Here is a 15,821-nt window from a genome sequence, read left to right on the forward strand (position 1 = left end):
AAATAGAACACATCATTTAAGTGAACTCTTATTTTTAAAGTGGTGCAAAAGTATAACTTATTTACACACAATCCAAAAAAAGTTTTCACTTAAACAAAGTGCCCTCAATTTTCCTTTATTAAGATACTTAAACTTTGATCTCTACTTCAACTCCACTAGGCAATTCTAATTTCATTAAAGCATCAATTGTTTTAGATGAAGATGAATAAATATCAATTAATCTCTTATATGACATTACTTCAAATTGTTCTCTCGCTTTTTTGTTAACGTGTGGAGAACGCAATACTGTAAAAAGTTTTTTGTGAGTTGGCAATGGGATTGGCCCTGTAACAACTGCACCAGTAGTTTTAACTGTTTTTACAATCTTTTCAGCAGACTTGTCTACTAACATATGATCGTAAGATTTTAGTTTTATTCTGATTTTTTGACTCATTTTCTTAAAATTAAGCGTTTCCTTTTGCTTTTTTGATTACTGCTTCCGAAATATTAGAAGGCGTTTCTGCGTAGTGTGAGAATTCCATAGTTGAAGTTGCACGACCTGAAGACAAAGTCCTTAAAGTTGTAACATATCCAAACATTTCAGATAATGGCACATCGGCTTTAATAGTTTTTGCTCCATTTCTATCACCCATGTCATTAACCTGACCTCTACGACGGTTGATATCACCAACGATATCCCCCATGTTTTCTTCAGGAGTAATAACTTCCATTTTCATGATTGGCTCAAGAATTACAGCTCCAGCAGCTTTAGCCACTTCTCTATAACCCATTCTAGCAGCTAACTCAAAAGAAAGTGCATCAGAATCCACAGGGTGGAAAGACCCATCCAATAAAGTTACTTTTAAACTATCAACTTGATATCCTGCTAAAGGACCAGTCTTCATAGCTTCTCTAAATCCTTTCTCTACAGAAGGAATATATTCTTTAGGAACGTTACCACCTTTTACAGAGTTAACAAACTGTAATCCAACAGGAGCTTTACCATCAACTTCATCAGCAGGCTCTAAAATAAATACGATATCACCGAATTTACCACGACCTCCAGATTGTTTTTTGTAAGTCTCTCTATGTTGAGCAGTTCTAGTAAATGCTTCTTTGTATTCAACTTGAGGCTCACCTTGGTTTACTTCAACTTTAAATTCACGACGCATTCTATCTACTAAGATATCCAAGTGAAGCTCACCCATACCAGAAATAATTGTTTGCCCTGAAGCCTCATCAGTTCTAACTGTAAACGTAGGATCTTCTTCAGCTAATTTAGCCAAAGCCATACCCATTTTGTCTACATCTGCCTTAGTTTTAGGTTCAATAGCAATACCAATTACCGGTGCAGGAAATTTCATTGACTCAAGAATAATTGGGTGTTTTTCATCACACAATGTATCTCCAGTTTTAATATCCTTAAATCCAACTGCCGCTCCAATATCTCCAGCTTCGATATAATCGATTGGATTTTGTTTATTAGCATGCATTTGGTAGATACGTGAAATTCTTTCTTTGTTGCCTGAACGTGTGTTCAAGACATAAGAACCAGCATCTAAACGACCTGAATAAGCACGGAAGAAAGCTAAACGACCTACGAATGGGTCAGTAGCAATTTTAAATGCTAAAGCAGCGAAAGGCTCTTTAACATCTGGCTTACGCAAGATTTTAGTTTGATCTTCTTCTAATAACTCAGCATCATCAGGATGAATTCCTTCAATCCCGTCTTTATCCATTGGAGATGGCAAATATTTACATACCGCATCTAACATGAATTGAACACCTTTGTTTTTAAAAGACGACCCTGCAATCATAGGTATGATCGCCATATCCATTACAGCAGCTCTTAAAGCAACATTGATCTCTTCTTCTGTAATAGATTCAGGATCTTCCATATACTTGTCAAGCAAATTCTCATCATAATCAGCAACTGCTTCGATAAGAATATCTCTGTATTCTTTAACTTCATCAACCATATCAGCAGGAATATCAACAACTTCATAAGTCGCTCCCATTCCAGCATCATCCCAAACAATAGCTTGGTTTCTTACTAAATCAACAACACCTCTAAAGTCATTTTCTTCACCAATAGGTAAAGTAATCGCAACAGCATTAGATTTCAACATATCTCTTACTTGTTGACATACCATCAAAAAGTTAGATCCTTGTCTATCCATTTTATTAACGAATCCAATACGAGGCACTTTATATTGATCAGCTAATCTCCAGTTAGTTTCTGATTGAGGCTCAACACCATCAACAGCACTAAACAAGAAAACTAAACCATCAAGAACACGTAAAGAACGGTTTACTTCAACTGTAAAGTCAACGTGCCCCGGTGTATCGATAATATTAAAGTGATAAGGTAGCGTCTCAGGTAAAATTTTACCTTGAGTAGTTGGAAAATTCCACTCACAAGTTGTAGCTGCCGAAGTAATTGTAATACCCCTTTCTTGCTCTTGTGCCATCCAGTCCATTGTTGCAGCACCATCGTGTACTTCACCAATTTTATGTGATTTTCCTGTATAGAATAATATACGCTCAGTAGTTGTTGTTTTACCAGCATCAATATGAGCAGCAATTCCTATGTTTCTTGTATATTTAAGTTCTCTAGCCATTTCTTAAGAATTAAAATCTAAAGTGAGAGAACGCTTTATTAGCCTCTGCCATCTTGTGAGTATCCATTCTTTTCTTAACAGCAGCACCTTCCTCTTTAGCCGCAGCTAAACATTCATTTGCCAACCTTTGAGCCATAGATTTTTCGTTTCTTCTTCTTGAATAAAGAATCAACCATTTCATAGCCATAGAAATTTTTCTATCCGGTCTAATTTGCATTGGAATTTGAAATGTAGCTCCACCTACTCTACGACTACGCACTTCTACGTGAGGCATAACGTTAGTTAAAGCGTCTTTCCAAATTTCTAATGAAGGTTTTTCTGCATCTTGCTTTTTAGATTCTATAATGTCAATTGCATCATAAAAAACTTTAAAAGCTGTTGATTTCTTACCATCCCACATTAGGTTGTTCACAAAACGTGTTACCAATTGGTCGTTAAACCTTGGATCTGGTAAAAGTGGTCTTTTCTTTGCCGCTCTTTTTCTCATGTCTTTTTTTTAATAAAATACCATACTTATAAAGTTGTAATAAATCACAACACTAGAAGCATATTATTTTAAATTACTTTTTTGCTTCTTTTGGGCGTTTAGCTCCGTACTTAGATCTTCTTTGCGTTCTTCCTGCTACTCCTGACGTATCAAGTGCACCACGAACGATGTGATATCTAACTCCTGGTAAATCTTTTACCCTTCCACCCCTAACTAATACTATCGAGTGCTCTTGTAAATTGTGTCCTTCACCAGGGATGTAGGCATTTACTTCATTACCATTTGTCAAACGTACACGCGCTACTTTACGCATTGCAGAGTTTGGTTTTTTTGGTGTTGTAGTGTAAACACGCGTACAAACCCCTCTTCTTTGAGGACAAGAATCTAAAGCAACCGATTTACTCTTCTTAGTTATCTGAGTTCTTCCTGTTCTTACTAATTGTTGAATTGTTGGCATAATTAATACTAAAAATTTATTATGTATATTTAATTCCCGCTTTTTACGGGGTTGCAAATGTATAAAATATTTTTTACTCTACAAACGTTAATCCATTAATTTTCAATAACATTATTTATCAATTCCTAAATATTTAAACAATAGCAGAATTTTACATTACTTTTATCAAAAAAAAACTCTTGAAAAAACTCTTAATATTTATACTAATCCTTATATACCAATCGAATTGCCATTCCCAGCAATTAAATTTAAAAATTAGCGGAGAAAACTCATTCGAAACAACTTCAATAGATTCATTAAACTACCAAACAATACATCCAAACCTTAATTCAATTCAAAACACAATAACCGAACTAAATGAAAGATTAATCAAAAAGGGTTTTTTAGAATGTAAAATAATTGAAATAAAAAAAATAAACGAAACAACTTATCAAGCTAAACTGAACCTTAAAAAAAAAATAAGATACATTACTATCTATAGTGATGAAAATAATCTTTTAGACAAAACAGCAAAGCCAACTTTAAAAAGCAACAGCGTCACACTACACTATTCCGAAACAGATAATTTCTTAAAAACTACTTTAAAAAAACTCGAAATAGAAGGATACCCTTTAAGCAAATTGAAATTTCTAAATACAACAATAAATAACGACACACTTTACACGAAACTCAATATTGTTTATAACCAACAAAAAAAAATAAACGCCATCGTCGTAAAAACAGAAGACAAATCAGCCAGCATCTTTCCAAAAAGTCATCTATATCAAATTAGTCAAAAATATAAAAACAAGATTCTCACAAAAGACATCGTAAATCAACTTTATTTAGATTTTCAAAAATTAAACTATATAGATCAAATAAAGCATCCTGAAATATTGTTTTTAAAAGATAGCACAAAAATCTACATCTATCTTGAAAAAAGAAAAGCAAACACATTTGACGGATTCATTGGCTTTAACAACAACGAAAAAAACAAATTAAAAGTAAACGGTTATCTGGACTTAAATCTAGAAAACACAATTAAATCAGGAGAAAGAATTGCGATATTCTGGAAAAGTGACGGAAATCAACAAACGACATTCAAGGCAAACCTTGAAATCCCCTATTTATTCAAAACTCCATTAGGATTAAAAACAGAACTATCAATATTTAAACAAGACAGTACTTTTCAAAATACTAAAACTGGAATAAACATTGGCTACTTATTTAATTACAATAGTAAAATCTACTTAGGATATTCAGCGACTACCTCAAGTGATATACAAAACACAAACAGTACCATCATTACTGATTACAAAAATAGTTTCTTCACAATGAATTATGAATACTTAAAAAAAAGTCAACTCTTCACAGACGAAACGAAATCAAGCATTAAAATTAAGAGTGGAATTGGAAAAAGAAACCTTCTCACTGAAAACCCAAATTTAAGTACAAACAAACAATTTTTTATAGAATCGGAAATAACCTACGTGTTTTACATTAATAAAAAAAATAACATCAGTTTAAGAAATCAAACTTGTTTTCTACAAAGCAAAGATTATCTAAATCCAGAACTTTATAGATTTGGGGGCATCAATTCGATTAGAGGATTTGAAGAAAATAGCTTAATCGCTAACCAATATTTAACTTTTTTAAACGAGTACAACCATATTGTAAACTCTAATTTTAAAACACATACACTACTGGATTATAGCATATTAAAAAATAGTAGCTATGAAAAAATATTTAGTATTGGAACCGGGATATCGATAACTAACACCAATAGTACTTTAAAGCTAATAATCGCTAGTGGTAATAAGAATATACAGTCAGTAAAACTTAGCAATACAGTAATGCACATTTCTTACAATGTTAAATTTTAACTTGTCACAAAAAAAAAAGAATATTATATTAGGAAAGTTAACAAATTATTAAGATTTTCGCATGACTAATTCAAAATAATATAAAATGAAACTAAAGTTCAATGGAATCTTAGTACTATTATTAGTACTAATGGCGCAACTAACTTTTGCGCAAGAGAGATCTGTGACAGGAATTGTTTCTGACAATACAGGAATGCCTTTACCAGGTGTTAGTGTATTAGTCAAAGGAACTAAAATTGGCACACAAACTGATTTTGACGGGAAATTTACGCTTAAAGCGAGCCCATCACAATCAATTATTTTTAGCTACATTGGGATGAAATCTCAAGAAATAACAGCTACTTCGACTACACTTAACGTTAAACTTGTAAGCTCAGCACTAGAACTAGAAGGTGTAGTAGTTACTGCATTAGGAATTAAAAGAGAGAAAAAATCTTTAAGTTACGCAGTTCAAGAAGTTTCAGGTTCAACTTTAACAGATGGTGGATCAAACAATGCAGTTTCCGCACTTTCTGGAAACGTTGCTGGTTTGCAAATCACAGCTCCTTCTACAATGGGGGGGTCAACTAGAATTGTCCTTAGAGGTATTGGATCTACTACTGGAGAAAACAGACCTTTAATTGTTATTGATGGAATTCCATTAGATAATGGAAATTACAACAGCACAACTACTCAAAGAGGTTCTGGTGGAAGAGATTATGGTGATGCGTCTGCAGATATTAATCCTGACGACATTGCATCTGTAACAGTATTAAAAGGAGGACCTGCAGCTGCTCTTTATGGAAATAGAGCTGGTAACGGTGCTATTTTATATACTACTAAGTCTGCAAAAAGCGGTAGTGGTAAAGCAGAAGTATCTTTCAATACTGGTATTACATTTGAAAGTATAAACGTTATGCCAAACTTACAAACTCAGTATGGTGGTGGTAGTTCTAGTACTTTCCAACAAGCAACTATAAATGGTCAAACATATAATATTGCTGATTATGGAACTGACGAAAGTTGGGGACCAAAATACGATCCAAATTTAAAATATTTAGCTTGGAACGCATTTGATCCAGAATTTGCTGATGATTATCTTAAAGAAAGATCATGGGTAAACCCTAAAGACGGAGTTAAATCATTTTTTAACACAGGTATAACAAGAAACAACTCTATATCATTTTCAAAATCAGGAGTAGATTCTGGTGTTAGATTTTCATATGCTAACCAAAAGACAGAAGGAATTGTTCCAAATTCTACTTTAACGAAAAACACTTTTGCTCTTAACGGTAATGCTAAATTATCTGAGAAATTAAAAGTTGAAGGTATGATGACTTATGTTCAAACAAGAGGTTTCAATAGACCAGAAGTTGGATACGGAGACAATGGTTTAGCTCAAAAATTCTTTCAATGGAGTCAAAGACAACTTGACTTTTCTGTACTGAAAGACTATAAACTTGCTAATGGATCTGAAAGATCTTGGAATAGAATTGCATATGATAATGCAACTCCAAATTATTCTGACAATCCATATTGGATTATAAATGAAAACACTTCTAGCGATAAAAGAAACAGAGTGTATGGTAACGGAAAAATTACTTATAACTTCACACCTGAATTTTATGCTGTAGGTAACGTTTACGGAGATACTTACTCTTTAAATATCACTGAAAAGGTAGCAATTGGTTCACAAGCAACTTCAAGCTACACAGCAAGTGCAAGAAACTTAACCGATTTTAATTATGAAGGGCGCCTACATTACGATAAGAGATTTGATAAATTTAGCGTAAATGCATTTGCTGGAGTTAATAGAAGAAGTTATAGCTTAACAAGAGTTTCAGGACAAAGTGTAGGAGGCTTAGTACTTCCAAACATTTATAACTTGTCAAATAGCGCAACACAAGCTTTAGCAACAAATTATGAAGAGAAAACTAGAACAAATAGTGTCTATGGATTTCTTTCTATAGGTTATGATGATTTCTTATTTTTAGAAGCTACAGATAGAAATGACTGGTTTAGTACGGTAAATAAAGATGTTAATTACGCTTCATTCACTGGAAGTTTTATTTTCTCAGAATTAACTGATATATCATGGTTGAATTATGGTAAAATTAGAGGAGGTTGGGCTCAAGCAGGTAATGCTACAACACCTTATAGCCTAAGTCAAAATGGAGCTTCTGACACACCTTTTCAAGGAGATATAAGATACAGTCAACCAAATACAGCTGCAAACCCAAATTTAGTTCCTGAATTAAAAACAACTAAAGAAATTGGATTAGAACTAAGCTTATTTGATAAAAGAGTTGGATTAGATGTTAGTTACTATGACGTATTGACTACTGATTTAATAACACCTGTTCAAGTTGACCCTTCAGCAGGAAATACTTTTGCATTAAAAAATGCAGGTAAATTAGAGAATAAAGGTTTTGAAGCAACTTTAACGCTTAACCCTGTAAGAACAGAAGACTTTAGATGGGATATTACATGGAATTTTGCAAAAAACAACAATAAACTACTTGAATTATCTCCTGGACTAAATGAATTAATAATTGGTTCAGCTCCTTTTCAAGCAACTTTACTAGCTGTAGTAGGACAACCTTACGGACAAATTTACGGTACTGATTTTACTTACGATGGTAATGGTAACAAAATCGTTGATGCTGATGGTGCATATGTAGCTTCAAGTAGAAAATCATTAGGTACTATTACTCCAGATTATAACATGGGTATTAGAAACTCATTTAAATACAAAAATTTAAGTTTAGGTTTCTTGATCGACATGCAAAAAGGTGGTAGCTATTTCTCTACTACTCATATGTGGGGTAGTTACTCAGGTTTATTAGAAGCTACTGCAGCTAACGGAATCAGAGAAAACGGAATAGTAGTAGACGCTGTTTATGCAGATGGAACAAAAAACACTTCTGTTCTACCTGGGCAAGCATGGGCTCAACAACATTACGGTCTTGATGCATTAAATGTTTTTGACGCTGGTTATATAAAATTAAGAGAAGTAACTCTTGGTTATAGCGTTCCTAGAAACATTATTGGATCAGTATTCACTGATATAAGATTCTCGCTTTTTGCTAGAAACTTATTTACATGGGGACTAGACTGGAAAGGAATGGATCCAGAGATGGCTTCTTACGGTAGTGGTAACATACAAGGTCTTGAAGGTGGTTCATTGCCATCAACTAGAACATACGGAATGAATCTAGAATTTAAATTCTAAAAAAAAAATCAAGATGAAAAAAATATTTATATCAATATTATCTATTGCAGCAATACTTACAGCTACTGTAAGTTGTACTGATAAATTAGAGGAAATAAACGAAAATCCTAATTCTCCTGCTGTAAATAGTATCCCAGCATATGCATTTTTCAATAATGCTACTGTATACTTAATGGATAATACAAGAGGAAGCTTTTCTTCAGGAAGAATGGCACTGCCGTGGGTACAATATTCAGCTCAAAGAAACTATACAGAAGAGGATAGATTTCAATTTAGAGAAGGTACAAATCAAAACTTGTATACAGATCTTTACTTAGCAGCAAAAGATTTTAAAACTGTAATAGATTTAAATACAAATACAGCAACCAAGGATAGAAACTCAGCTTATGGTAACAATAATAATCAAATAGCTGCAGCTAGAGTTATGTTAGCATATACTTTCTTACAATTAGTTGATGCTTATGGTGATGTTCCTTACTACTCTTATGGAAATGACGATCCAGATTTTCAAGCTTTACAATTAACTGAAGGATTCGAAAAGCCAAAATTTGTTACTCAAGTAAAGATTTATACAGATCTTATGAAAGAGTTAAAAGAAGCAGCTGCAATGATAGTAACAACAGAGTCTAAAGTTTTCACAAACGGTGATCAACTTTTTGGAACTCCAGCAAAACTAAAAAAGTTTGCTAACTCATTAAGATTACGTATCGCTAATAGAGTAAAAGGTGTTGTTCCTGGAGCAGAAGCAAACATTACTGAAGCTATAGCTGGTGGTGTCATGACATCTAACAATGATAATGTAGGAGTTAAATATGAGGCAAACGATGTAAATCCAAGTCCTTTTTATGATGATTTCTACATTCAAAATAGAACTGACTTTGCAATTTCTAACACATTTGTTGACTTGTTAAAAGGTACTTTAGGAACTTTTGGAATTGTTGATCCAAGATTACAAAAATATGCAGCTCCTAAATCTGCGAATAAAACAGCTGTTAAAAATGCAACCTATAGCGAAACAGATGATTTGTCACAATATGTAGGTATGCCATACGGTATAACAAGTGCACAAGCAGCTGGACAAAGAGGTGGTACATCTTACTGGAGTTCAAATGTATTAAAACAAGATTATACAGAAATTTTAATGGAATATGCTGAAGTAGAATTTCTATTATCTGAAAATAATGGTTGGAATGTAACTAATTACCAAAATGGTGTTAGAGCATCTATGCAACGTTGGGGAGTTAGTGCAGCTAAAATTGATACATATGTTGCTACATTAGTAATAGCTAATGAAGAAAAAGTACTTACTCAAAAATACATTGCTTTATTCATGCAACCTTACGAAGCATTTGCTGAGTACAGAAGAACAGGATATCCAAACACATTACTTAAACCAAATGGAACTTATAATTTAAATACACCAGTTGATGGAGTAACAACTTATACTTTTCTAGCTTTAAATGATTTAACAGCAATACCTGCTAGATTCACTTACCCTGTAAATTTAGAACAAATTAACGGTGAAAATGTAGCTGCTGCTGCCGCTGCTATAGGTGGTGACGAATTAGACACAAAATTAATTTGGGCAAAATAATAAATCAACATTTTTTTTAAACTCATCAATTTAGAGTTAATATTTAAAAGTGGTAGTAAACATAACGTTTACTACCACTTTTTTTTTAACTCTATTTCTTAAAATTTATTATTTATTGTAAAGAATTAAAATAGCTTAAACAATATAGACACTCTAAATTTTAATAATATCATTTATTACAAATAATATCAAACACATATATTATATAGACCAAATTTCGGTTCAGATAAAAAAATTGGGTATAAATCTTAATTTAGCATAAAAAAGCAAATGAGTTTTTCGATATTTTCTTCCTTTCTACCCGAAGGATTATTATTTCATTTTGATATTGTTGATTTAAGAGTTGGGGAATTTTCAAACAAAGAAAGATTGTTTCTTTATTTATTTGGATGAGAAGAACATTCTTCCCAAAGACTACAATTCGAATGAATTTGAATCTAAAGGGTTTTATGAACGAGCTTTAATACAAGACTTTCCAATAAGAGGAAAAACAGTATATTTAGGTATTCGAAGACGAAGATGGCGTAATAAAATAGATAGAAGCATAGATATCAAAAGTGATTATTCTTTTATAACTGAAGGTTCAAAATTAACAGTTGAGCTTTCAGATTTTTTAAAAGATACAGCTCGAAACCCGAGAAGATACGATAAGTAATACTGCTAGTTACTATGGTTTTAAAGCTAATTTATTACAACGTCATTACAAGAAAAAAATCAGTGGTTTTAAAGACTGGGAACAATTTAATCACGCCGAAGATTATTTGATATATCCTGAAAACATTGGAGAAAATCTTAGTATTGACTAATTGAGTTTATCAAAAGGGGAGCTTTATACCTTTGTAACAAATAAGGAAGAGGAAAGAAAAACACATTAGGCGCAGTTATAAAAGGGACTAAAAGTCAGGATATCATTGACGTTTAGAATAAAACTCCATTAGATAAAAGAAAATCGGTAAAGGAAATAACCCTTGACATAGCTAATAATATGCAATTGGCCACAAGAATGAGTTTTCCTGAAAGTAATTTAGTTAACGACCGATACCATCTTGTAAAATTCGTAATGGAAGCCTTGCAACATCAAAGAATTAAATTGAGATGGGACGCAATAGAAAAGTAGAATCAAGCAATTAAACAGTCCAAAGAACTGGGGACAAAATATACTCCAATTACTCTTGAGAACGATGATACTCCTAAGCAGTTATTAGTTTGAAGTCGTTACATTATCGCTAAAAAGGAAAAACAGTGGACAACAAACCAAAAAATAAGAGCAGAACTGTTATTTAAAAATTATCCTTTATTGCATCAAGATTATAAACATACCCTAGAGTTCAGAAACATTTATAAACAAACCTCAAAAGAAATAGCAAAAGACCAAATCATAAAATGGATAGAGAAAACTAAAACTATTAAAGTTAAACGATTTTAATACCGCTGCAAACAGCTTTAAATATCTTTTAAAAACCATTTTGAGCTTCTTTATTAAAAGACATACAAATGCCAATACAGAATCATTTAATTGTAAGATAAAACTATTCAGAGCTAATCAAAAAGGAGTAGTTGATGTGAAATTATTTCTCTTTAGAATGGAAAGACTTTTTGCTTAATACCCAGAAAATTTATGTGAACCGTCAAAATTTACCAATCTATATAATGCTATTTCTTGACAGATTCATTCGAAGTCTTTTTAAAAGAGATCCTCTGATCTTCGTCTTTTTTGACATGACTTTTGCAGACTACTTTTAAACTTTATTTAAAATTTCTGATGCTATAATAGAGTAATGCGTTGAAATTAAAAGCCTTACCTAATTCTTTTTTAATCCAATCTTTAAGCTCAACACAGCCTTGAAGTCCATTTGAGGATTGTTTAGTTTTCTTTCTAACATATCGTGTTCAATAGCATTAAAACTCACGGCTTAAACCCAGTTTTTTTTGATGATTCATCAAACCCTCAATACCAGCATTAAGGTATAATATTCTCCAATTCTGAACGCTATTAGAACCAATAACCGTTAATTTTGCAACCTCACGTTTAGAAATCCCTACTTTTCGTTTTCAATCAAAATCACCAAAACTCTCAAACGTTGACCAATAAATGGAATAGATTGTTAGAGTAGGTTATTTATTTTTTTTAGGTTTCCTAAATTACTAAAATTTTTATATGTGCCATAATTACTGTTATAATATAGTCTCATTTAATATAAAAGAACCAATTGTTAAAATTGGTTCTTTTATATTTTCGTTTGGTATAAGTTAAGAAAAGTTTATATGACAAACTGGGATTAAAATAAAACAAAAAAAAACTGATAAAATATAAAAAATTCAAGACTATTCTAAACAAATGAAGCTTTTTACTTCATAAAAAATCATATAATGCAATTTACAACAACTGAAATTAGTAATTTTAACTTTTATTTAGCATATTTGTTTATAACTAATTCAAAATAATTAAACATGAAACTAAAGTTCAATGGACTCATAGTACTACTAGTAGTACTTATGGCGCAAATAACTTTTGCACAAGAAAGATCCGTTTCAGGTATTGTCTCAGATAATACAGGATTCCCACTACCGGGAGTTAGTGTATTAATAAAAGGCACAAAAACTGGAACGCAAACTGATTTTGATGGAAAATATACTATCAAAGCTTCTCCTTCACAAACGATAATTTTCAGTTATATTGGAATGCAAACTAAAGAAGTTGTAGCTTCAAGTAGCGCTTTAAGCATAACGTTAAAAGAAAACTCAGTTGAGCTAGAATCTGTAGTAGTAACAGCATTTGGAATTAAAAGAAATGCTAAAAACTTAGGTTATTCTGTTAGCGCAATTAAAGCTGATGAAATTACTGAGAATGCAGAGCCAGATTTAGTACGTTCATTATCTGGTAAAGTAGCCGGTGTTAATGTGAATGTATCTAACGGTGTTGCAGGAGCTTCAAATCAAATTACAATTAGAGGTGTATCCTCTTTTTCAGGTAATACGCAACCTTTAATTATTGTTGACGGAATTGCTTATGATAACACGCAAGTAACTTCTTCAAATCAAACTAGTGGTGGTGGTGGATACGAGTCAGCTTTATCAAGTTTAGACCCTAATGACATCGCCTCTATTAACGTGCTTAAAAGTACAGCATCAGCAGCGCTATATGGTTCTAGAGCAGTAAATGGAGTTATCGTCATAACAACAAAATCAGGTTCTCCAAGTAATAGAAAAGGAAAAAAACTTAGTGTAAATGTTGGATCTGCTACCTATTTAGAGAATATTGCGAACTTACCTGACTATCAAAATACTTATGGAGCTGGGTCAAATTTCAACTATTCAAATGCAAATGGTTCATGGGGACCTCGTTTTGATTCTAGAGAAACTATTCCAACATGGGCACCTATTTTAGCAGCATTTCCAGAAATAGGACCAACTGTACCCTATGTAGCTAAACCAAATAATGTTAAAGACCTTTTTAGAACTGGAACAGTTCAAGACAATACAATTGGATTTAATTATTCAGGTGAGGATGGGAGTTTTAACGCAACAATTTCTGATTTAGCACAAGAAGGATACATTCCTGACAATACTTACGACAGAACTTCAGTCTCGTTAGGGGGAAACTTCAAACTTGCTAATAAACTTACTTTGGGTGCAAACATGAGTTTTTCTGACACTAAACAAGTTGGTGGATTCTTTGGTGAGCAACAATTTGATGGAGCCTCATCTTCATTTGCAAGAACTTTATTTTTAGCAAGAAACTGGGATTTAAGTTTGCCTTATGTTAACCCAGTAAACGGAGCATCTGTTACACCAAACGGTACAGCATTTGACCATCCATTTTGGTCATGGGAACATGATCAAATTACCACAAAAACTAACAGAACAGTTGCTGGGATAAATCTTAATTATGTGTTTAATGAACATATCAATGCTTCTTATAGAGCAGGTATAAATAAATACACATTAAACAGACAACAAATACGCGATCTAAATTCTAGAGCTGACAATGGAATAGGATCTTTATTAAATGATTCCTTCATCAATACAGATATAGAAACAACTTTGTTAATTAACTTTGATTATAAATTATCTAAAAACTTTGGATTAAATGCAATCATAGGAAACAACATGCTACAGAATAATAATTCTAGAGCTATATTTCAAGGAACAGATTTTAAAGTGCCTAACGTATTTACTTATGGTAATTTAATAAATGTATCAAATACGTTTGACGGGAAAGAAACAAAAAGAAATATTGGTTTATTTGCTGATGTAACTTTATCATATAAAGATTATTTATTTTTAAACGGTACTGGTAGAAACGACTGGAGTTCATCATTACCTAAAAACAACAACTCTTATTTCTATCCTTCAGTAAGTGCCTCATTTATTGTAACTGACGCATTTAACATTGACAGTAAAGTATTAACATTTGCAAAAATTAGAGGAGGCTTCGCTAAATCAGGTAGAGATGCAGATGCTGAATTTACAAATCAATCATTTATACTTGATGACACTTTTAACAAAATTCCTGTAATTAGAAATAGTAGAACATTTTCTGATCAAGATGTTAAACCTGAGTTTACGGATGAATTTGAAGTAGGTGCTGACATAGAATTCTTTAACAGAAGAATAGCATTAGATTTCAGTTTATACAAAAAGACTACAACAAGTTTAATAACACCAATTAGCGTTCCAACCTCAAGTGGATTTGACACTTTTAATACTAATTTAGGCTCTTTAGAAAATAAGGGGATCGAAATAGGATTAACCTTGGTTCCTTTTAAAACAAACAGTTTTAAATGGACTATATTTAGTGCATTTACAAAAAATAAAAACACAGTTACTGAATTAATTGACGGTTTAGATAGATTTGCTATTGACGTTAATAATGTAGGGTTTGTAATCCCAGGACAAGCATTTGGTGTTTTTTACGGAACTAAATTCGCAAGAGATGAAGAAGGAAATTTCTTGATCAATCAATCTGGAGGAGGGATTATACAAGACCCAACGCCAGGTATAATTGGAGACCCTAATGCTGACTTTAAAGTGAGTTTCACAAACACCTTAAATTACAAAGGTTTTAGCTTAAAAGCACAATTTGATTGGAAACAAGGAGGAGATGTTAGTTCATCAACTATTGAAGCCCTATTGGGACGTGGTGTAACAAAAGATACTGAGGACAGAGAAAGAACCTTTATCATACCAGGTGTTTACGGAGACAATAATGGAAACCCAATACTAGATGGATCAGGAAATAAAATTCAAAATACAACTCAATTAAGTATGAATGAGCTGTATTTTTCACCAGCTGGAGGAAATACATTTGCAATTAATAGTGTGGATGAAGCTAGAATATATGATGGAACGGTATTTAGATTAAGAGAAGCAAGTTTGTCTTATGATGTACCAAAACAATTTTTAGATAAAACACCATTTGGTGGGATTACATTTAGCGTTATTGGTAGTAACCTTTGGTATTTTGCTCCAAATGTTCCAAAGTACACTAATTTCGATCCTGACACAGCAAGTTTTGGATCTAGTAACCTTCAAGGAATTGAATCTTCTGCAGCACCAACAGCTAAAAGATACGGATTAAAACTTAATTTAACTTTCTAAAATAAAAAA

General features: G+C 32.4%; 9 protein-coding genes and 2 pseudogenes. 7 read left to right on the forward strand and 4 right to left on the reverse strand.

Annotated features, from left to right (window positions below):
- Nucleotides 1-127 precede the first annotated feature (127 nt).
- The 4 genes from rpsJ to rpsL form a co-directional block, all read right to left on the reverse strand.
- Entirely contained in the window at nucleotides 128-433 is a 306-nt protein-coding gene (gene rpsJ / locus ACVEGE_RS04135) for a 30S ribosomal protein S10 (RefSeq protein ID WP_007803605.1), read from the reverse strand.
- Between the two features lie 10 nt (nucleotides 434-443).
- Nucleotides 444-2,600, reverse strand: coding sequence for an elongation factor G (gene fusA / locus ACVEGE_RS04140; RefSeq protein WP_173836777.1), 2,157 nt, complete (start codon nucleotides 2,598-2,600; stop codon nucleotides 444-446).
- A 10-nt stretch (nucleotides 2,601-2,610) separates the two neighbouring features.
- Entirely contained in the window at nucleotides 2,611-3,087 is a 477-nt protein-coding gene (gene rpsG / locus ACVEGE_RS04145; protein ID WP_173852647.1) for a 30S ribosomal protein S7, read from the reverse strand.
- Between the two features lie 73 nt (nucleotides 3,088-3,160).
- Complete coding sequence (gene rpsL, locus ACVEGE_RS04150) at nucleotides 3,161-3,544, reverse strand: 30S ribosomal protein S12 (RefSeq protein ID WP_007136570.1); 384 nt, start codon at nucleotides 3,542-3,544, stop codon at nucleotides 3,161-3,163.
- A 179-nt stretch (nucleotides 3,545-3,723) separates the two neighbouring features.
- On the opposite strand from rpsL, the gene ACVEGE_RS04155 reads away from it, so the two are divergent.
- The 7 genes and pseudogenes from ACVEGE_RS04155 (at nucleotide 3,724) to ACVEGE_RS04185 (ending at nucleotide 15,812) form a co-directional block, all read left to right on the forward strand.
- Entirely contained in the window at nucleotides 3,724-5,406 is a 1,683-nt protein-coding gene (locus ACVEGE_RS04155; RefSeq protein ID WP_192500706.1) for a BamA/TamA family outer membrane protein, read from the forward strand.
- Between the two features lie 85 nt (nucleotides 5,407-5,491).
- The gene (locus ACVEGE_RS04160) at nucleotides 5,492-8,617 is read left to right on the forward strand and encodes a SusC/RagA family TonB-linked outer membrane protein (protein WP_192500707.1); all 3,126 of its coding nucleotides are present in this window, start codon (nucleotides 5,492-5,494) and stop codon (nucleotides 8,615-8,617) included.
- Between the two features lie 13 nt (nucleotides 8,618-8,630).
- A complete protein-coding gene (locus ACVEGE_RS04165; RefSeq protein ID WP_192500708.1) occupies nucleotides 8,631-10,211 on the forward strand; it encodes a SusD/RagB family nutrient-binding outer membrane lipoprotein in 1,581 nt (526 codons plus the stop codon).
- A gap of 343 nt (nucleotides 10,212-10,554) precedes the next feature.
- The gene (locus ACVEGE_RS04170) at nucleotides 10,555-10,866 is read left to right on the forward strand and encodes an ISAon1 family transposase N-terminal region protein (protein WP_225738100.1); all 312 of its coding nucleotides are present in this window, start codon (nucleotides 10,555-10,557) and stop codon (nucleotides 10,864-10,866) included.
- A 291-nt stretch (nucleotides 10,867-11,157) separates the two neighbouring features.
- A pseudogene (locus tag ACVEGE_RS04175) lies at nucleotides 11,158-11,637 on the forward strand (transposase); the annotation flags it as partial.
- A pseudogene (locus ACVEGE_RS04180) lies at nucleotides 11,627-11,815 on the forward strand (transposase); the annotation flags it as partial. The pseudogenes ACVEGE_RS04175 and ACVEGE_RS04180, both read left to right, overlap by 11 nt.
- A gap of 847 nt (nucleotides 11,816-12,662) precedes the next feature.
- Nucleotides 12,663-15,812, forward strand: a complete 3,150-nt coding sequence (locus ACVEGE_RS04185; protein ID WP_192500709.1) for a SusC/RagA family TonB-linked outer membrane protein — start codon at nucleotides 12,663-12,665, stop codon at nucleotides 15,810-15,812.
- The last annotated feature ends 9 nt before the right edge of the window (nucleotides 15,813-15,821 follow it).

Source organism: Flavobacterium sp. PL002 (assembly GCF_054165825.1).

What these genes read in the sequence shown, in the direction of transcription:
- rpsJ (WP_007803605.1), bottom strand. Translation starts at nt 433, where the DNA reads ATGAGTCAAAAAATCAGAATAAAACTAAAATCTTACGATCATATGTTA.
- fusA (WP_173836777.1), bottom strand. Translation starts at nt 2,600, where the DNA reads ATGGCTAGAGAACTTAAATATACAAGAAACATAGGAATTGCTGCTCAT.
- rpsG (WP_173852647.1), bottom strand. Translation starts at nt 3,087, where the DNA reads ATGAGAAAAAGAGCGGCAAAGAAAAGACCACTTTTACCAGATCCAAGG.
- rpsL (WP_007136570.1), bottom strand. Translation starts at nt 3,544, where the DNA reads ATGCCAACAATTCAACAATTAGTAAGAACAGGAAGAACTCAGATAACT.
- ACVEGE_RS04160 (WP_192500707.1), top strand. Translation starts at nt 5,492, where the DNA reads ATGAAACTAAAGTTCAATGGAATCTTAGTACTATTATTAGTACTAATG.
- ACVEGE_RS04165 (WP_192500708.1), top strand. Translation starts at nt 8,631, where the DNA reads ATGAAAAAAATATTTATATCAATATTATCTATTGCAGCAATACTTACA.
- ACVEGE_RS04185 (WP_192500709.1), top strand. Translation starts at nt 12,663, where the DNA reads ATGAAACTAAAGTTCAATGGACTCATAGTACTACTAGTAGTACTTATG.